Source organism: Aquimarina aggregata, assembly GCF_001632745.1.
In the GTDB taxonomy this organism is placed as follows: Bacteria; Bacteroidota; Bacteroidia; order Flavobacteriales; family Flavobacteriaceae; genus Aquimarina; species Aquimarina aggregata.
In genome coordinates this window covers 612,343-630,408 of the sequence record NZ_LQRT01000013.1, presented here as the reverse complement: position 1 = coordinate 630,408, position 18,066 = coordinate 612,343, and the positions used below count along the sequence as shown (strand labels likewise).

Here is an 18,066-nt window from a genome sequence, read left to right as displayed (position 1 = left end):
GACTATGGGACAGAAGACAAATCCAATCGGAAATCGCCTTGGTATTATCAGAGGGTGGGAATCCAACTGGTACGGAGGTAATGACTACGGTGACAAACTTGCCGAAGACGATAAGATTAGAAAGTATGTACACGCACGTTTATCTAAAGCTAGTGTATCTAGAGTAATAATTGAGCGTACGCTTAAACTTGTAACCGTTACTATCACTACTGCTAGACCTGGTATAATTATCGGAAAAGGTGGTCAAGAGGTAGACAAGTTAAAAGAAGAGCTTAAAAAGATTACTGAAAAAGAAGTACAGATCAATATTTTTGAGATTAAAAGACCAGAACTTGATGCGTTTTTGGTTGGATCTAGTGTAGCAAGACAAATAGAAAGTCGTATTTCGTACAGACGTGCTATTAAAATGGCTATTGCTGCTGCAATTCGAATGAATGCAGAAGGTATTAAGATCCAGATTTCAGGGCGTTTGAATGGTGCAGAAATGGCACGTTCTGAGTCTTATAAAGAAGGTCGTATTCCTTTATCAACATTTAGAGCTGACATAGATTATGCTTTAGTAGAAGCTCATACTACTTATGGTAGACTGGGTATTAAAGTATGGATTATGAAAGGTGAAGTATATGGTAAAAGAGAACTTTCTCCTTTAGTTGGTTTATCCAAGAAACAAGGAAAAGGTGACAACCGTGGAGGTGGACGAGGAGGTAATAACAAATCTCGTCGTAGAAAGTAATTTTTTAAAGTAAATTAACAATGTTACAGCCTAAAAGAACAAAATTCCGTAAACAACAAAAAGGACGTATGAAAGGTTTGTCTCAAAGAGGACATACGCTTTCAAACGGAACCTTCGGAATTAAATCATTGGATTCAAGTTTTATTACTGCTAGACAAATAGAAGCAGCTCGTATATCTGCTACTCGTTATATGAAAAGAGAAGGTTCTCTGTGGATTAAGATTTTCCCAGACAAGCCTATTACAAAGAAACCTCTTGAAGTACGTATGGGTAAAGGTAAAGGTGCTGTAGAATATTGGGCAGCAGTTGTAAAACCAGGAAGAATATTATTTGAAATAAGTGGAGTGCCATATGATGTAGCTAAAGAAGCATTGCGTTTGGCCGCACAAAAACTTCCTGTTAAAACTAAGTTTATTGTAGCTAGAGATTATCGAGCTTAATATTTGAGAAACTATGAAACAATCAGAAGTTAAAGGATTATCGACAGCTGAATTACAAGAGGAACTTGGTAAATCTCAAAAAGCGTATTCAGATTTAAGAATGGCTCATGCGATGTCTCCATTAGAGAATCCTTTGCAATTGCGTAAAGTAAGAAGATCTATAGCGAGAATGGCTACAGAGCTAACAAAAAGAGAATTAAACGGTTAATTCTGCTGAAAGATGGAAAAAAGAAACTTAAGAAAAGAACGTATAGGTGTTGTTACTAGTAACAAAATGCAGAAATCAATCGTGGTTTCTGAAGTTAAAAAAGTAAAACACCCAATGTACGGAAAGTTCGTGTTAAAAACGAAAAAATACGTTGCACACGACGAAAAGAACGACTGCAATATTGGTGATACTGTAAAGATCATGGAAACAAGACCTATGAGTAGAACCAAGTGCTGGAGATTAGTAGAAGTAATTGAAAGAGCGAAGTAATTATGGTACAACAAGAGTCTAGATTAAAAGTAGCAGATAACACAGGTGGTAAAGAAGTTTTAGTCATTCGTGTTCTAGGTGGTACAAAAAGAAGATACGCCTCTGTAGGAGACAAGATCGTTGTCAGTGTAAAAGAAGCAACTCCAAATGGAAACATTAAGAAAGGAGCCGTTTCTACTGCAGTTGTAGTTCGTACCAAAAAAGAAGTGCGCAGACCAGATGGTTCGTATATCCGTTTCGATGATAATGCATGTGTTTTATTAAACCCTGCTGGAGAAATGAGAGGAACTCGTGTTTTTGGTCCTGTAGCAAGAGAACTTCGTGATAAGCAGTTCATGAAGATTGTATCACTAGCGCCAGAAGTGCTTTAAAACATTTGAAAAGATGACAAAGCTAAAAATTAAATCAGGAGATACAGTACGTGTTATCGCTGGAGACAATAAAGGTCAAGAGGGTACAGTGCAAAAAGTATTGAAAGAAAAGAATAAGGCGATTGTAGAAGGTGTGAACTTAGTTTCAAAACACCAGAAGCCTAGTGCAGCTAATCCACAAGGTGGTATAGTAAAACAAGAAGCACCTATTCATATCTCTAACTTAACTTTATTAACTTCGAAAGGAGAAACAACAAGAGTTGGATATAGAGTAGAAGGAGATAAGAAAGTGAGATTTTCTAAAAAATCTAATGAAGTAATATAGTTATGGCTTATATCCCGAGACTAAAACAAGAGTATAAAGACAGAGTAATGTCTGCTCTTACAGAAGAATTCAGCTATGATAATGTAATGCAAGTACCGAAACTTAAAAAAATAGTTTTAAGTAGAGGAGTTGGAGCAGCCGTAGCTGACAAAAAGTTAATTGATTATGCTGTAGACGAGTTAACAACAATAACTGGTCAAAAGGCTATACCAACAATATCTAAAAAAGATGTCGCTACTTTCAAATTACGTAAAGGAATGCCAATTGGTGCTAAGGTTACGTTAAGAGGCGAAAGAATGTATGAATTTTTAGATCGTTTGATAACTACAGCACTACCACGTGTTAGAGATTTCAATGGTATAAAAGCAACAGGTTTTGATGGTAGAGGTAATTACTCTTTAGGAGTTTTAGAACAAATTATCTTCCCTGAAATTAATATCGATAAGGTAAATAAAATTTCAGGAATGAATATCACATTCGAAACTTCTGCTAAAACTGATAAAGAAGCAAAATCATTGTTAACCGAACTAGGTTTACCTTTTAAAAAGAATTAATTATGGCTAAAGAATCAATGAAAGCCCGTGAGGTGAAGAGAGCTAAGACAGTAGCAAAATATGCAGAAAAACGCAAAGCTTTAAAAGAAGCTGGTGATTATGAAGCATTGCAAAAGTTACCAAAAAATGCTTCACCAATTCGTAAGCATAATCGTTGTAAGCTTACCGGAAGACCAAAAGGATATATGCGTCAATTTGGAATTTCTCGTGTAACGTTTAGAGAGATGGCTAACAAAGGATTAATTCCTGGAGTAACTAAAGCTAGTTGGTAATAATAAAGTAAATTAATTGATCTAAGGTTCGATACTTTTATTGAAAACCAAGATCATAAATTAGATACAATGAATACAGATCCTATAGCAGATTATTTAACCAGAATTAGAAATGCAAACAGTGCACAACATAGAGTTGTTGAGATACCTGCATCTAAGGTTAAGAAAGAGATCACTAAAATATTATTCGATCAAGGATATATTTTAAGTTATAAATTTGAAGATAATACTACTCAAGGTACTATTAAAATTGCACTTAAATACGATAAGTTTACAAAAGAACCTGTAATAAAGCAATTACAAAGAATCAGTAAGCCTGGTCTTCGTAAGTATGCCGGTTCTGGAGAAATTCCAAGAATTCTTAATGGTTTAGGTGTTGCGATAGTTTCTACTTCTCACGGTGTTATGACTGGTAAACAGGCAAGACAAGAGAATGTAGGTGGTGAGGTACTTTGCTACGTATATTAACAGAGAAAAAGACAAAAGAAATGTCAAGAATAGGAAAAAATCCAGTAATTATACCGTCTGGTGTCACTGTTGAAGTGACAGGAAATGTTGTTACTGTTAAAGGAAAATTAGGAGAACTTTCTCAAGAGATTGATAGTATCACTCTAAAAGTTGAAGAAGGTAAAGTGGTTTTAGAAAGACCAACAGAAGCAAAAGATCATAAGGCGAAGCACGGTTTATATAGAGCTTTGATTCAGAATATGGTTCAAGGTGTTTCTGAAGGGTTTACTAAAGAGCTAGAATTGGTAGGAGTTGGTTACAGAGCCTCTAATCAAGGTCAAAAATTAGATTTGGCTCTAGGATTCTCTCATAACATAGTTTTAGATTTAGCTCCCGAAGTGAAAATCGAAACTATTTCTGAAAAAGGTAAAAACCCTATCGTAAAATTAACTTCTCATGATAAGCAGTTGGTGGGTCAGGTTGCAGCTAAAATTAGAGGCTTCCGTAAACCAGAGCCTTACAAAGGAAAGGGAATTAAATTCGTAGGAGAACAATTAAGAAGAAAAGCAGGTAAATCTGCATAATAACCAAGTTATGGCATTCTCAAAAGACTTAAGAAGATTAAAGATAAGAAAGCGAATCCGTGGAAATGTGAGCGGAACAGAACAACGTCCTAGATTATCTGTTTTTAGAAGTAATAAAGAAATCTATGCTCAAATCATAGATGATGTTACTGGTAAAACTATTAGTGCTGCTTCATCAAGAGATAAAGATATTGCTTCGGCATCTGGAAATAAAATTGATAGAGCAAACCTAGTAGGTAAAGCACTTGCTGAAAAAGCAAAGAAAGCTGGTATTGAAACAGTATCCTTTGATAGAGGAGGTTATTTGTATCATGGTAGAGTAAAATCATTAGCAGATGGTGCTAGAGAAGCAGGACTAAAATTCTAAGAAATTATGTATCAAAAATATAAAAACGCAGAATTAGTAAAACCAAGTGGACTTGAACTAAAAGATCGTTTAGTTGGTGTGCAACGTGTTACTAAGGTAACAAAAGGTGGTAGAGCATTTGGATTCTCTGCAATCGTTGTTGTGGGTGATGAAAACGGAGTTGTAGGTCACGGTTTAGGTAAATCTAAGGAAGTAGCTGAAGCTATTGCTAAAGCAGTAGAAGATGCAAAAAAGAATTTAGTTCGTATTCCGTTGCATAAAGGAACTTTACCTCATGAACAAAAAGGTAAGTATGGTGGAGCGAGAATATTTCTTAAACCAGCAGCAACAGGTACCGGAGTAATAGCAGGTGGTGCTATACGTGCTGTATTGGAAGCAGTAGGTGTACACGACGTACTTTCTAAAAACCAAGGATCTTCTAACCCACACAACGTGGTGAAAGCAACATTTGATGCTTTATTGCAAATGCGTAGTGCACAGCAAGTAGCAAAACAACGTGGTGTTTCACTAGAAAAAGTGTTTAAAGGATAAAAACAGAACGATGGCAAAGATTAAAATCACTAAAGTAAAAAGTGCAATTAACCGCACTCAAAGACAAAAGAGAACTTTAGAAGCTCTCGGTCTTAAGAAAATCGGCCAGGTTGTGGAGCATGATGATACTCCTAATATCCTTGGGATGGTAAATAAAGTTAAACATTTAGTTTCGGTAGAAACAAAATAATATAAGCAAATGGATTTAAGTAATTTAAAACCTGCTGCAGGTTCGGTAAAAAATAATAGTAAACGAGTTGGTCGTGGTCAAGGTTCTGGTAAGGGCGGAACTGCAACACGTGGACATAAAGGTGCGAAATCACGTTCTGGTTATTCTAGAAAGATTGGTTTTGAAGGTGGACAAATGCCACTTCAGAGACGTGTGCCTAAATTCGGTTTTAAGAACATTAACAGAAAAGAGTATCAAGGGATTAACCTAGACACACTACAAAAATTAGTAGATGATGGGAAAATCAAGGATGCTGTAGATTTGGAAGTGATCTTAGCAACTCGATTAGCGGGGAAAAATGATTTGATTAAGATACTGGGAAGAGGTGAATTGAAGGCGAAATTGAAAGTCTCAGCTCACAAATTTACGGCCACAGCAAAAGCAGCTATCGAAGCTGCGGGTGGCGAAGCAGTAACCTTATAATAGACAACTCATGAAATTTATTGATACAATAAAAAACATTTGGAAAATTGAAGAACTAAAAAATAGAATCCTAGTTACTCTAGGTTTACTTTTAGTATATCGCTTCGGAGCGCAAGTTGTGCTTCCTGGAGTTGATGCTTCTCAATTAGCAAGTTTGGCATCACAAGCAGATCAAGGAATACTTGGTCTGTTAAATGCATTTACAGGAGGGGCATTTTCGAATGCTTCTATATTTGCATTAGGAATTATGCCTTATATTTCTGCATCAATTGTAGTGCAGTTAATGGGTATAGCGATACCATATTTGCAAAAACTACAAAAAGAGGGAGAAAGTGGTAGGAAAAAAATTAACCAAATAACACGTTGGTTAACAATAGCTATTACACTTGTGCAGGGACCAGGTTATATCTATAACTTATTCTCAATATTACCTCCTGAAGCTTTTGTAATTTCTAATCAGACAGTTTTTGTTGTGTCTTCAGTAATTATCATATCTACTGGTTGTATTTTTGCAATGTGGTTAGGTGAGAAAATTACAGATAAAGGTATTGGTAATGGTATTTCCTTATTAATTATGGTAGGTATTATTGCAACACTTCCTCAATCATTTGTACAAAACTTTGTTTCTAGAGTTTCTGGAGATGGTGGGGGTATGATCATGGTACTAATTGAATTGGTAATCTGGTTTGTTATTATTTTAGCATCAGTATTGCTTGTAATGGCTGTACGTCAAATACCGGTTCAGTATGCAAGAAGAACAGCTGGTGGCGGATATGAGAAGAATGTTTTTGGTTCACGCCAGTATATTCCATTAAAATTAAATGCTTCTGGAGTAATGCCAATAATTTTTGCTCAGGCTATTATGTTTGTTCCTTCGGCAGTTGCAGGATTATCTGATTCTGATATGTCACAAAGTATCAAAGCTGCATTTAGTGATATTTTTGGACTTTGGTATAATGTTGTATTCGCATTGTTGATTATAGTATTTACTTTTTTCTATACGGCAATTACGGTACCAACAAATAAAATGGCAGATGATTTAAAAAGAAGTGGTGGTTTTATTCCAGGGATTCGACCAGGAAGTGAAACTTCAGAATATTTGGATAGAATAATGTCACAAATAACTTTACCAGGATCTGTTTTCTTAGCACTAATAGCTGTATTTCCAGCAATTGCAGTTAAGTTGTTAAATGTTCAACAAGGATGGGCATTGTTTTTTGGTGGTACATCGTTACTGATTATGGTAGGTGTAGCAATAGATACAATGCAACAAGTTAATTCTTATTTGTTAAATAGACATTACGATGGATTAATGAAATCTGGTAAAAATAGAAAAGCAGTAGCATAATGGCAAAGCAACCAGCAATTGAACAAGACGGAAGTATCATCGAAGCATTGTCAAACGCAATGTTCCGAGTAGAACTTGAAAATGGTCATGTTGTAACAGCTCATATCTCAGGTAAAATGAGAATGCATTATATTAAGTTGTTACCAGGTGATAAGGTAAAGTTAGAGATGAGTCCTTATGATTTATCAAAGGCTCGTATAACATATAGATACTAATAATTTTAAGAATATTAGATAATTAAGATTTTTTGTGTAATTTTGCAGGCTGAAAAATCTTGTTAAAGATATCTTCTGAAAGTGTATATTGTACTTTCAGGAATTAAACAAAAACCGATGAAAGTTAGAGCATCAATAAAAAAGAGAAGTGCCGAGTGCAAGATTGTGCGTAGAAAAGGCCGACTTTACGTGATTAATAAAAAGAATCCTAGATTTAAACAAAGACAAGGGTAATTATGGCAAGAATTGCAGGGGTAGATATACCTAAACAAAAGCGAGGAGTTATAGCATTAACCTATATCTTCGGAATTGGTAGAAGTAGAGCTAAAGAAATTTTAGATACTGCCAAAGTAGATGAGAGTATAAAAGTTTCTGATTGGGATGACGATCAAATTGGTCGAATCCGTGAAGCTGTAGGAACCTACACCATTGAAGGAGAATTACGTTCTGAAGTGCAATTGAATATCAAACGTCTTATGGATATAGGATGTTATAGAGGTATTCGTCACAGAGCTGGTTTACCGCTTAGAGGACAACGTACTAAGAATAATTCTAGAACACGTAAAGGAAGAAGAAAAACAGTTGCTAACAAGAAAAAAGCAACTAAATAATAAGTAGTATGGCAAAGTCAACTTCAAAAAAACGTAAAGTAATAGTTGAATCAGTAGGGGAGGCACATGTTACCGCTTCTTTTAACAACATTATTATTTCGTTAACGAATAAAAAAGGAGACGTTATTTCTTGGTCTTCAGCGGGTAAAATGGGATTTAGAGGTTCTAAAAAGAATACTCCCTATGCAGCACAATTAGCAGCAGAAGATGCTTCTAAAGTAGCTATCGAAGCAGGACTTAAGAAAGTTAAAGTGTACGTAAAAGGTCCAGGTAATGGAAGAGAATCAGCAATACGTTCACTACATAATGTAGGAATTGAAGTTTCAGAGATTATCGATGTAACGCCAATGCCTCATAACGGATGTCGTCCTCCTAAAAGACGTAGAGTATAATTAGAAACCGTTTTCTGAATAAAGTTCAGAATATGTATTTCTAGTATATATAAGTAAATCGAAATGGGGAACTATGATTATCGAAGGAAAGAGACCTTAATTCATAATCACCTCAATAACTAAATTATTAATAATGGCAAGATATACTGGTCCAAAAACTAAAATCGCTCGTAAATTTGGTGAAGCGATCTTCGGAGACGATAAGTCATTCGAAAGAAGAAATTACCCTCCTGGGCAACACGGAAACAACAGACGTAGAGGTAAAAAAAGTGAATATGCTATCCAGTTAATGGAGAAGCAAAAAGCTAAATATACATATGGTGTTTTAGAACGTCAGTTTCGTAATATGTTTGAGAAGGCAACACGTTCTCAGGGTATTACGGGTGAGGTTTTACTTCAATTATGTGAATCTCGTTTAGATAATGTAGTCTTTAGAATGGGGCTTGCAAATTCTCGTAGAGGAGCAAGACAACTAGTATCTCATAGACACATTACTGTAAACGGACAACAAGTAAATATTCCATCTTATCAATTAAAAGCTGGAGATGTTGTTGGTGTAAGAGAAAAATCAAAATCATTAGAAGTTATCCAAAATTCACTAGCTAATAATAGCAAAGTCTATGAGTGGATTACCTTCAACAACGATACTAAACAAGGTACTTTTGTATCTGTTCCGGCAAGAATCCAAATTCCGGAAAATATCAACGAACAATTCATCGTCGAATTATACTCTAAGTAATAACGCTAAAGAAGAAAAACTAACATGGCAATATTAAATTTTCAGAAGCCCGATAAAGTTATCATGATCGACTCTACTGAGTTCGATGGTAAATTTGAGTTTAGACCATTAGAGCCAGGGTATGGATTAACGGTTGGTAACGCTTTACGAAGAGTTTTGCTATCTTCTTTAGAGGGATTCGCTATAACTTCTCTTAGAGTAGAGGGTGTAGATCATGAGTTTTCAACTATTTCTGGAGTAGTAGAAGATGTTACAGAAATTATTCTAAATCTTAAGCAGGTACGTTTCAAGCGTCAGATTGAAGATATAGATAATGAATCTGTGACTATATCTATTTCTGGACATGAACAATTAGTAGCTGGAGATTTTCAGAAATTTATTTCTGGATTTCAAGTACTGAATCCTGACTTGGTTATCTGTAATATGGATAAAAAAGTAGCACTTAATCTTGAAATTACCATTGAAAAAGGTAGAGGTTATGTGCCTGCTGAAGAAAATAAGAAAGCTAATGCTCCTATAGGAACAATTTTTACGGATTCTATTTATACTCCGATAAAAAATGTGAAATATAGCATTGAGAACTATCGTGTAGAGCAAAAAACAGATTACGAAAAATTAGTTTTCGAAATTGTTACAGATGGATCTATACATCCAAAAGATGCATTAACTGAAGCGGCTAAAATATTAATCCATCACTTTATGTTGTTCTCTGATGAGCGTATAACATTAGAAGCTGATGAGATAGCTCAAACTGAAACTTATGATGAAGAATCACTTCATATGAGACAGTTATTGAAGACCAAATTAATCGATATGGATCTTTCAGTAAGAGCATTAAACTGTTTAAAAGCTGCAGAAGTTGATACTTTGGGTGATCTAGTATCATACAATAAGAATGACTTAATGAAGTTCCGTAATTTCGGTAAAAAATCATTAACAGAACTAGAAGAATTAGTAAATGTTAAAGGTCTTAACTTCGGAATGGATCTTTCAAAATATAAATTAGATAAAGACTAATCCATCATAATTTGCTCCTCAAAATGGGTTGTAGCAAGATGATGATTAAATTAAAATGTCATGAGACACGGAAAAAAAGTAAATCACTTAGGAAGAAAGACTGCACATCGCAAGTCGATGCTTGCTAATATGGCTTGTTCTTTAATAGAACACAAAAGAATTAATACTACTGTTGCAAAAGCAAAAGCGCTTAAGCAATTCGTAGAGCCATTAGTAACAAAATCTAAAGAAGATACAACACATAACCGTCGTATTGTATTTAGTAAACTACGTAATAAATATGCAGTTACTGAATTATTTAGAGATGTTGCTCCTAAAGTAGGGGATAGACCAGGTGGATATACAAGAATCATTAAACTTGGTAATCGTCTAGGTGATAATGCTGATATGGCAATGATTGAATTAGTAGATTATAACGAGTTATATAACGCTGGTAAACCTGCTAAGAAAAAATCAACAAGAAGAGGTAGAAGTAAGAAAAGTGCAGATGCTCCTGTAGCCCCTGTAACTGAAACTGCAAATTCTGAAGAAGAATAAATGAAAAGTGTGAAAAACACATAGTGAAAAAGGATAAACGTTTTAACGTTTATCCTTTTTTTTTGAATTATCGTAAACTAGGTTTGTTTCCGCCGAAAATGGAAATACTATTTTAATAAATGCAACAGATGAAATATCAATCTCGAAAAAAAGCAGTTCTTGTATTAGCTGATGGTACTATCTTTCATGGCAAAGCCGTAGGAAGAGAAGGTAGTGCATTTGGCGAAGTGTGTTTTAATACTGGAATGACAGGTTATCAGGAAATCTTTACAGACCCTTCATACTATGGGCAATTAATGGTCGCTACAAATGCACATATTGGTAATTATGGTACTAATAAAGAAGAGGTAGAGTCGGATTCTATTAAAATTGCAGGTCTCATCGTTAAGAATTTTAGTTTTGATTATTCCAGAGACCTAGCAGATAGTTCTTTACAAGATTTTTTAGAAAAAAATAATTTATTAGCTATATCCGATGTAGATACTAGAGCTTTAGTCAGTTATATTAGAGATAATGGAGCAATGAATGCGGTTATTTCTACAGAAGTAGATAATATAGATAGTTTAAAAGAACAACTAGCCAAAGTGCCAGACATGAACGGTCTAGAATTAGCGTCTAAGGTTTCTACTAAAGAACCTTACTTTGTTGGTGATCCTAATGCAACATATAAGATTTCTGCTTTAGATATTGGAATTAAAAAGAATATTTTAAGAAACCTTGCTCAGCGTGATGCGTACATAAAAGTATTTCCTTATGACACAAATTTTTCTGAATTGAGTGAATGGGGACCTGATGGATATTTCTTGTCTAACGGACCTGGAGATCCAGAGCCTTTAAGTGCCGCAATCAATACAGCTAAAGAAATATTAGATAAAGATTTACCTTTGTTTGGAATATGTCTAGGACATCAAGTTATTGCACTAGCCAATGGCATAAGTACATATAAAATGCACAATGGACATAGAGGAATTAATCATCCGGTTAAAAATTTAATAACTAGTAAAGGAGAGATTACATCGCAAAACCATGGATTTGCTATTAATAGGGAAGAAACCGAGGCACATCCTGATGTTGAAATAACACACGTACATTTAAATGATAATACTGTGGCTGGAATTAAAATGAAGAATAAAAATTGTTTTTCTGTACAATATCATCCAGAGGCTAGCCCAGGTCCAAATGATTCAACATATCTATTCGATCAATTTATTGAAAATATCAAAAAAGCAAAAATTACAGCTTAGTATCAAAGTAAAATTGATAGTTAACTAAGTATTTTGATAATGAGTTAATCTATAACGTTATAGTTGATAACTTAACAGTAATATTGCAATTTCGACAGTAAATTAAGGCTTTTTTGAAGGGGTCAAGATTTACCTGTTTTGTATATTGCGAAGAATTAAAATTATCCAACAAAATAAATAAAAAAATGAGTGTAATTATTAATATTCACGCTAGACAGATTTTAGATTCAAGAGGAAATCCTACAGTAGAAGTAGACGTGATCACAGAAAACGGTGTTTTAGGAAGAGCTGCTGTACCATCAGGAGCTTCAACAGGAGAACATGAAGCTGTTGAGCTGCGAGATGGGGGTGATACCTACATGGGTAAAGGAGTTCTTAAAGCTGTTGAAAATGTAAATACAATAATTGCTGAAGAATTATTGGGGTACTCAATATTTGATCAAAATCTAATAGATCAAACAATGATTGAGATAGATGGTACACCTAATAAATCAAAACTTGGAGCAAATGCTATATTGGGAGTTTCATTGGCAGTGGCAAAAGCAGCAGCTAACGAACTAGGGATGCCTTTATATCGTTATGTTGGAGGAGTAAGTGCTAATACACTTCCGGTTCCTATGATGAACATCATAAATGGAGGTTCTCATAGTGATGCACCAATTGCATTTCAAGAATTTATGGTAATGCCTGTAAAGGCTGAAAATTTCACGCATGCTATGCAAATGGGAACTGAAATTTTCCATAATTTGAAGAAAGTATTACATGATCGAGGACTAAGTACAGCAGTAGGTGATGAAGGTGGTTTTGCTCCTACATTAGATGGTACCGAAGATGCGCTAGATTCAATTGCACTGGCAGTAGAGAAAGCCGGGTACAAATTTGGAGATGAAGTAATGGTAGCTTTGGATTGTGCTGCAGCAGAATTTTATGTTGACGGAAAATATGATTATACGAAGTTCGAAGGTGATACAGGCGTAATTCGTTCAAGCGAAGAACAAGCAGATTACTTGGCAGAGTTAGCAGCTAAGTACCCTATTATTTCTATCGAAGATGGGATGGATGAAAATGATTGGGATGGATGGAAATATCTAACAGATAAAATTGGAGATAAAGTACAATTGGTAGGAGATGATTTGTTTGTTACTAATGTGGAAAGACTTTCCAGAGGAATAGAAAATGGTATTGCAAATTCAATCCTTATTAAAGTTAATCAAATAGGTACATTAACAGAAACTATTGCTGCTGTAAATATGGCGCATAATGCAGGGTATACTTCAGTAATGTCACACCGATCAGGAGAAACAGAAGATAATACTATTGCAGATTTAGCAGTAGCTTTAAATACAGGACAAATAAAAACTGGTTCTGCTTCTCGTAGTGATAGAATGGCTAAATATAACCAGTTATTACGTATCGAAGAAGAATTAGGAACTGTTGCTTTTTATCCTAAAGAAAAAGCTTTTAAAATTAAATAAGAGCAGAATTAGTGTTCTTAAAATAGACTGTCCTCGAGGGCAGTCTATTTTTTTTTATGAATAATTTAAAAAAAGACTTGTAAGGTTAAAATTGATCATACGATTAATACCATATTAACGCTATATTTTGTAATTTAGCGACCCTTATAATAACAGTAAAATCCTTATATAAACAGATGTCAAAAACAGCTACTTTAGAAATCGATGGTAAAAAATATGAGTTTCCAATCATAGAAGGAACAGAGAACGAATTAGGAATTGATATTAAAACGCTTAGAGGAGCTACAGGTGGAGTTACGACAATAGATCCTGGATATAAAAATACAGGAAGTTGTGAAAGTGCTATCACTTTTCTTGACGGAGAAAAAGGAATTTTAAGATATAGAGGGTATTCTATTGAAGAATTAGCAGAGAAGGCAGATTTTCTAGAAGTATGTTATTTGCTAATTTTTGGAAATTTACCTACAGCTACTGAGTTAGAAAAATTCGATAAAGATATAAAAGAAGAATCTCATGTAGATGAGGATATGAAGAAAATCTTAGATGGTTTTCCGAAGAGTGCTCACCCAATGGGCGTATTATCTTCTCTAACTAGTGCCTTAATTGCATTTAATCCAGGATCTGTAGATGTGGATTCAGAAGAAGAGATGTATAATGCAATAGTGAAAATACTTGCCAAGTTTCCTGTTCTTGCAGCATGGACAATGAGAAAAAGAAAGAGTTTACCACTAGATTATGGCGATAGCTCATTAGGATATGTAGAGAATTTACATAAAATGATGTTTGCAAGACCAAATAAAACATATGAGGCTAATAAAATTGTAAATGATGCATTAGATAAGTTGTTAATTCTTCACGCCGATCACGAACAAAACTGTTCGACATCTACGGTAAGAATTGTAGGTTCTTCTCATGCAGGATTGTTTGCTTCATTATCAGCAGGGATATCTGCGCTTTGGGGACCTCTTCATGGTGGAGCAAACCAAGCTGTTATAGAAATGCTAGAAGCTATTAAGGAAGATGGAGGAGATACTGCTAAATACATAAACAAGGCAAAAGATAAAGAAGACTCGTTCCGTTTAATGGGATTTGGACATAGAGTTTATAAGAATTTTGATCCTAGAGCTAAGATTATTAAAAAATCTGCAGAAGAAGTACTTGGTAACTTGGGTATTGAAGATCCTGTTCTTGATATTGCTAAGGGATTGTCAGAAGTTGCTTTAAAGGATGAGTACTTTGTACAAAGAAAATTATATCCTAACGTAGATTTTTACTCAGGGATTATTTATAGAGCATTAGGAATTCCAACAGAAATGTTTACAGTGATGTTCGCTCTTGGAAGATTACCAGGGTGGATTGCACAGTGGAGAGAAATGCGTCTTAGAAAAGAACCTATAGGGAGACCAAGACAAATCTATATTGGAGAAAATCACAGAGATTTTAAAGAAATCTCTGAACGTTAGTAGAAATAAACTAAATAAAAAGGGCATTGAAGAAATTCAATGCCCTTTTTTATTGAATATATAAAAGCAAGACTTAAATCTGTTGTTTTTTGAAAAATTAATAAAAATCAGGTGTTTTTTTTGATTAAAGTTTTACGATGAAATAGTCTCTTTATATATTTGCCTAACTACTTCAACTAACATATTTAAACACTCGATTTTTGAAATTAAATATAAAAAACGAAACATCCCGACTTAGAGCCGTGGTTTTAGGAACAGCAATGAGCAATGGACCTGTTCCTAAAATTGAAGATGCTTATGATCCAAAGTCAATTGAGCATATAAAAGCAGGAACTTATCCAAAGGAGTCAGATATGATTTCAGAAATGAATGCTGTGGCAAAAATTTTTGAAAAATATGATGTAAAAGTTTACAGGCCAGAGGTTATTGTAGACTACAACCAGATTTTTGCTAGAGATATAGCATTGGTGATAGATGATAAATTTATTAAGTCAAATATTCTTCCTGATCGAGAAAAAGAAATTAAGGCAATTCAACATGTAATAGATAAGATTTCTCCTGAAATGGTTTTTAAAGCACCTTCAGAAGACATCCATTTTGAAGGGGGGGATATTATTGTTCATAACGATCATATTTTTATAGGAACCTATAAAGGGGAGGATTATCCTGATTGTATTGTTGCAAGAACAAATATGAAGGGAGTAGAATATATTAAGTCGCTTTTTCCAAATAAAAAGGTAAAAGAGTTTGATCTTAATAAATCTATGGATGATCCTAGAGATAATGCTTTGCACTTAGATTGTTGTTTTCAACCAGTAGGGAAGAATAAAGCAATAATTCATAAGGAAGGATTTCGAAATCCGGAGGATTACCAGTATTTAGTTGACTTTTTTGGAAAAGAGAATGTATTTCATATTGACAAGAATGAAATGTATTATATGAATTCTAATGTTTTTTCAATCTCAGAAGATGTAGTTATCTCAGAGAAAAATTTTGTAAGATTAAATACTTGGCTAAGAAGTTTAGGTATTACGGTCGAGGAGGTTCAGTATGCTGAGATTGCAAAACAAGAAGGGCTATTACGTTGTTCTACAATGCCTTTAATAAGAGACTAATTATTTTATAGATTTTGAATGCTATAAGTTTATAGAGATATGAGACAAGTAACCAATACCATTGTAATGATTCGTCCCGTGCAATTTAGGATGAATGAACAAACTGCTGTTAATAATTATTATCAGGAAGATGCTGGAATAAGTCAAGAAGATGCAAATAAAATTGCAAAACAAGAGTTCGAGAATTTTGTAAATGCATTGAAAAAGGTAGGAGTTGATGTAATCGTTATTGATGATGACCCTAAAAATGATACTCCTGATTCTATTTTTCCAAATAATTGGGTCTCTTTTCATGAAAATGGAGACGTGGGTTTGTATCCTATGTTTGCGGTGAACAGAAGAAAAGAACGTAGACCGGAGATTTTAGATTTTATTGAAACTTCTGGCTATGAAATACATAATATTATAGATTATACGGCTGCCGAAGAAGAAGAGGTTTTTTTAGAAGGGACTGGTAGTTTAGTTTTAGATAGAGTTAATAAAAAAGCATATTGTGCTCTTTCTCCAAGAGCGGATGAAGAGTTGTTCATAGAGTTTTGTGAAGATTTTGAATATACTCCAGTTATCTTTACGGCTTATCAAACTGTAAATGAACAAAGACTACCAATCTACCATACAAATGTAATGATGGGAATTGCAGAAACATTTGCTGTAGTTTGTTTAGATTGTATAGATGATAAAAAAGAGCGTAAAAATGTGATCAACCACTTAAAAGCAGATAATAAAGAAATTATTGCGATTAATGAAGATCAAGTGAATAATTTTGCGGGCAATATGTTACAAGTTGTAGGTTCGGGAGATAAGCGCTATCTTGTGATGTCAACGGCGGCTTTTAAAAGCTTGACAAAAGATCAAATACTTAAAATAGAAAAACATTGTTCAATTCTTCACAGCGATCTTAATACTATTGAGACATTAGGAGGAGGTAGTGCAAGATGTATGATGGCAGAGGTCTTTTTACCGAAAAGCATGTAATCTATGTACCCTGTTTTATGGTTTAGATTACAAATGCTTTTAGCAATTTAATAGTAAACCTGAAACTCGTCAAATATGCTTTCAAAGAAAACAAAATATGGCTTAAAAGCACTTACCTATATCGCTAGAAAAAATTGTGATCACCCTGTACAAATATCAGAAATAGCCCAAAGTGAAAATATTTCTCAAAAATTTTTAGAAAGTATATTATTGACTTTAAGAAAAAATGGAATTTTAGGATCAAAAAAAGGAAAAGGTGGTGGATACTATCTTATTAAAGAGCCTAAAGATATTGTAATGGCTTCAATAATACGTATTCTAGAAGGACCTATAGCTATGTTGCCATGTGTTAGTCTTAATTTTTATGAAAAGTGCGGTGATTGTCCCGATGAGGATAGGTGTACCGTTCATAGTCTTATGATAGAGGTAAGGGATAATACTTTAAAGGTTTTAGAAAACAAAACATTAGCAGACTTTACAAATTAACAAAATTATCGTTTTGCTATTTTCTTATATTTATATGGACCACTGATTTTACCAAAAATGTGTTTTCCTTCTTTACTGTAACCCCGGGTCCATACAGATATTTTATTTTTACTTACTACGAAAGAACTGGTAATATGGTTTACAGACTTAATTGAGCTTAGACATGAGTCTCTATTTGTCTTTCCTGAGTATATTGTAGACGTTTTTTTCTTGAAATATACTTGGCAACCTTCTTTTAATCGTAAACTATCTAAAGTTAATTTATTAAATACTTTAGCATTTTGCCAACCAAACTTGTATTCTTTTTCATTTAATATTTTATAACTAGTACTTTTAAAATTTAAAGAATCTACTCGTTCGTACTCTAATATTCGTTGACTATATATATTGTTGTTTTCAGAAGCTTCATGAACTTCGGTGTATACCCAATACCCTGGTCTATCTTTCCAGATTCTAACTGATTTAAGATTTAAATGTCTAAAACTAGCATCCTTTTCTGTTTGCTCTGCATTAGAAAATTCACCTAATATCATCGTTACCAAATTATGCAACTCTACATCTTTTACAGGAGCAGAATTGCATGAGAATAATGCTAACGCAGTTAAGATGATAAGTGAGAGTTGTTTCATTTGTATGTTTTCTTAAATATATGAAAAAAAGCAAAAATATGCAATTAATCGATAAAACTTAGCTTT

General features: G+C 34.0%; 29 protein-coding genes. 28 read left to right on the top strand and 1 reads right to left on the bottom strand.

Features of this window, described 5'->3' with window-relative positions; all coding sequences use genetic code 11:
• The first annotated feature begins 4 nt into the window (after nt 1-4).
• The 28 genes from rpsC to AWE51_RS13990 all read left to right on the top strand — a co-directional run bounded on the left by rpsC (nt 5) and on the right by AWE51_RS13990 (nt 17,371).
• Nucleotides 5-733, top strand: coding sequence for a 30S ribosomal protein S3 (gene rpsC, locus AWE51_RS14120; protein WP_066314461.1), 729 nt, complete (start codon nt 5-7; stop codon nt 731-733).
• 20 nt (nt 734-753) lie between these two features.
• Nucleotides 754-1,173 carry a 50S ribosomal protein L16 gene (rplP, locus tag AWE51_RS14115; RefSeq protein ID WP_066314459.1) on the top strand — a complete coding sequence of 140 codons (420 nt, stop codon included), beginning with the start codon at nt 754-756 and terminating at the stop codon, nt 1,171-1,173.
• A 13-nt stretch (nt 1,174-1,186) separates the two neighbouring features.
• On the top strand, nt 1,187-1,381 hold the full coding sequence (rpmC, locus tag AWE51_RS14110) for a 50S ribosomal protein L29 (protein ID WP_066314458.1): 195 nt from the start codon (nt 1,187-1,189) through the stop codon (nt 1,379-1,381).
• Between the two features lie 12 nt (nt 1,382-1,393).
• Nucleotides 1,394-1,651, top strand: a complete 258-nt coding sequence (rpsQ, locus tag AWE51_RS14105) for a 30S ribosomal protein S17 (protein WP_025741866.1) — start codon at nt 1,394-1,396, stop codon at nt 1,649-1,651.
• Nucleotides 1,652-1,653: 2 nt separating this feature from the next.
• Nucleotides 1,654-2,022 (top strand): 50S ribosomal protein L14, encoded by a 369-nt coding sequence (rplN, locus tag AWE51_RS14100; RefSeq protein ID WP_027392543.1) that lies wholly within the window; start codon nt 1,654-1,656, stop codon nt 2,020-2,022.
• A 13-nt stretch (nt 2,023-2,035) separates the two neighbouring features.
• Nucleotides 2,036-2,347 carry a 50S ribosomal protein L24 gene (gene rplX / locus AWE51_RS14095; protein ID WP_066314456.1) on the top strand — a complete coding sequence of 104 codons (312 nt, stop codon included), beginning with the start codon at nt 2,036-2,038 and terminating at the stop codon, nt 2,345-2,347.
• 2 nt (nt 2,348-2,349) lie between these two features.
• Nucleotides 2,350-2,901, top strand: coding sequence for a 50S ribosomal protein L5 (gene rplE / locus AWE51_RS14090; RefSeq protein ID WP_066314455.1), 552 nt, complete (start codon nt 2,350-2,352; stop codon nt 2,899-2,901).
• 2 nt (nt 2,902-2,903) lie between these two features.
• A complete protein-coding gene (rpsN, locus tag AWE51_RS14085; protein WP_025666456.1) occupies nt 2,904-3,173 on the top strand; it encodes a 30S ribosomal protein S14 in 270 nt (89 codons plus the stop codon).
• 69 nt (nt 3,174-3,242) lie between these two features.
• Nucleotides 3,243-3,641 (top strand): 30S ribosomal protein S8, encoded by a 399-nt coding sequence (gene rpsH, locus AWE51_RS14080; protein ID WP_066314453.1) that lies wholly within the window; start codon nt 3,243-3,245, stop codon nt 3,639-3,641.
• A gap of 20 nt (nt 3,642-3,661) precedes the next feature.
• A complete protein-coding gene (gene rplF, locus AWE51_RS14075; protein WP_066314671.1) occupies nt 3,662-4,204 on the top strand; it encodes a 50S ribosomal protein L6 in 543 nt (180 codons plus the stop codon).
• Nucleotides 4,205-4,214: 10 nt separating this feature from the next.
• Complete coding sequence (rplR, locus tag AWE51_RS14070; RefSeq protein WP_066314452.1) at nt 4,215-4,571, top strand: 50S ribosomal protein L18; 357 nt, start codon at nt 4,215-4,217, stop codon at nt 4,569-4,571.
• A gap of 6 nt (nt 4,572-4,577) precedes the next feature.
• Nucleotides 4,578-5,102, top strand: a complete 525-nt coding sequence (rpsE, locus tag AWE51_RS14065) for a 30S ribosomal protein S5 (protein WP_066314451.1) — start codon at nt 4,578-4,580, stop codon at nt 5,100-5,102.
• Between the two features lie 10 nt (nt 5,103-5,112).
• Complete coding sequence (gene rpmD / locus AWE51_RS14060; protein WP_027392536.1) at nt 5,113-5,292, top strand: 50S ribosomal protein L30; 180 nt, start codon at nt 5,113-5,115, stop codon at nt 5,290-5,292.
• Nucleotides 5,293-5,301: 9 nt separating this feature from the next.
• On the top strand, nt 5,302-5,754 hold the full coding sequence (rplO, locus tag AWE51_RS14055) for a 50S ribosomal protein L15 (RefSeq protein WP_066314449.1): 453 nt from the start codon (nt 5,302-5,304) through the stop codon (nt 5,752-5,754).
• A gap of 10 nt (nt 5,755-5,764) precedes the next feature.
• Nucleotides 5,765-7,102 (top strand): preprotein translocase subunit SecY, encoded by a 1,338-nt coding sequence (secY, locus tag AWE51_RS14050; RefSeq protein ID WP_066314447.1) that lies wholly within the window; start codon nt 5,765-5,767, stop codon nt 7,100-7,102.
• On the top strand, nt 7,102-7,317 hold the full coding sequence (gene infA / locus AWE51_RS14045) for a translation initiation factor IF-1 (RefSeq protein ID WP_010181908.1): 216 nt from the start codon (nt 7,102-7,104) through the stop codon (nt 7,315-7,317). The genes secY and infA overlap by 1 nt, the downstream gene beginning before the upstream one ends.
• 117 nt (nt 7,318-7,434) lie before the next feature.
• A complete protein-coding gene (gene ykgO / locus AWE51_RS26150) occupies nt 7,435-7,551 on the top strand; it encodes a type B 50S ribosomal protein L36 (RefSeq protein ID WP_013621733.1) in 117 nt (38 codons plus the stop codon).
• 2 nt (nt 7,552-7,553) lie between these two features.
• Nucleotides 7,554-7,928 (top strand): 30S ribosomal protein S13, encoded by a 375-nt coding sequence (gene rpsM, locus AWE51_RS14040; protein WP_066314446.1) that lies wholly within the window; start codon nt 7,554-7,556, stop codon nt 7,926-7,928.
• 8 nt (nt 7,929-7,936) lie between these two features.
• Entirely contained in the window at nt 7,937-8,320 is a 384-nt protein-coding gene (gene rpsK / locus AWE51_RS14035) for a 30S ribosomal protein S11 (RefSeq protein WP_066314445.1), read from the top strand.
• A 133-nt stretch (nt 8,321-8,453) separates the two neighbouring features.
• Complete coding sequence (gene rpsD, locus AWE51_RS14030; protein ID WP_066314444.1) at nt 8,454-9,059, top strand: 30S ribosomal protein S4; 606 nt, start codon at nt 8,454-8,456, stop codon at nt 9,057-9,059.
• A 24-nt stretch (nt 9,060-9,083) separates the two neighbouring features.
• Complete coding sequence (locus tag AWE51_RS14025; protein ID WP_066314443.1) at nt 9,084-10,076, top strand: DNA-directed RNA polymerase subunit alpha; 993 nt, start codon at nt 9,084-9,086, stop codon at nt 10,074-10,076.
• Nucleotides 10,077-10,136: 60 nt separating this feature from the next.
• Nucleotides 10,137-10,613 carry a 50S ribosomal protein L17 gene (gene rplQ, locus AWE51_RS14020; RefSeq protein WP_066314442.1) on the top strand — a complete coding sequence of 159 codons (477 nt, stop codon included), beginning with the start codon at nt 10,137-10,139 and terminating at the stop codon, nt 10,611-10,613.
• 128 nt (nt 10,614-10,741) lie between these two features.
• On the top strand, nt 10,742-11,857 hold the full coding sequence (carA, locus tag AWE51_RS14015; RefSeq protein WP_066314441.1) for a glutamine-hydrolyzing carbamoyl-phosphate synthase small subunit: 1,116 nt from the start codon (nt 10,742-10,744) through the stop codon (nt 11,855-11,857).
• Nucleotides 11,858-12,042: 185 nt separating this feature from the next.
• Nucleotides 12,043-13,332 (top strand): phosphopyruvate hydratase, encoded by a 1,290-nt coding sequence (gene eno, locus AWE51_RS14010; protein WP_066314440.1) that lies wholly within the window; start codon nt 12,043-12,045, stop codon nt 13,330-13,332.
• Between the two features lie 176 nt (nt 13,333-13,508).
• Entirely contained in the window at nt 13,509-14,795 is a 1,287-nt protein-coding gene (locus AWE51_RS14005) for a citrate synthase (protein ID WP_066314436.1), read from the top strand.
• A gap of 260 nt (nt 14,796-15,055) precedes the next feature.
• Nucleotides 15,056-15,910, top strand: a complete 855-nt coding sequence (locus tag AWE51_RS14000) for a dimethylarginine dimethylaminohydrolase family protein (RefSeq protein WP_082832449.1) — start codon at nt 15,056-15,058, stop codon at nt 15,908-15,910.
• Between the two features lie 39 nt (nt 15,911-15,949).
• Nucleotides 15,950-16,885 carry a citrulline utilization hydrolase CtlX gene (gene ctlX / locus AWE51_RS13995; RefSeq protein WP_066314434.1) on the top strand — a complete coding sequence of 312 codons (936 nt, stop codon included), beginning with the start codon at nt 15,950-15,952 and terminating at the stop codon, nt 16,883-16,885.
• A gap of 75 nt (nt 16,886-16,960) precedes the next feature.
• Nucleotides 16,961-17,371: an RrF2 family transcriptional regulator gene (locus AWE51_RS13990; RefSeq protein WP_066314433.1), complete on the top strand. Its 411-nt coding sequence runs from the start codon at nt 16,961-16,963 to the stop codon at nt 17,369-17,371.
• Nucleotides 17,372-17,376: 5 nt separating this feature from the next.
• Here the strand turns inward: AWE51_RS13990 and AWE51_RS13985 are convergent, their stop codons facing one another.
• A complete protein-coding gene (locus tag AWE51_RS13985) occupies nt 17,377-18,000 on the bottom strand; it encodes a chromophore lyase CpcT/CpeT (protein WP_066314431.1) in 624 nt (207 codons plus the stop codon).
• Nucleotides 18,001-18,066 lie beyond the last annotated feature (66 nt).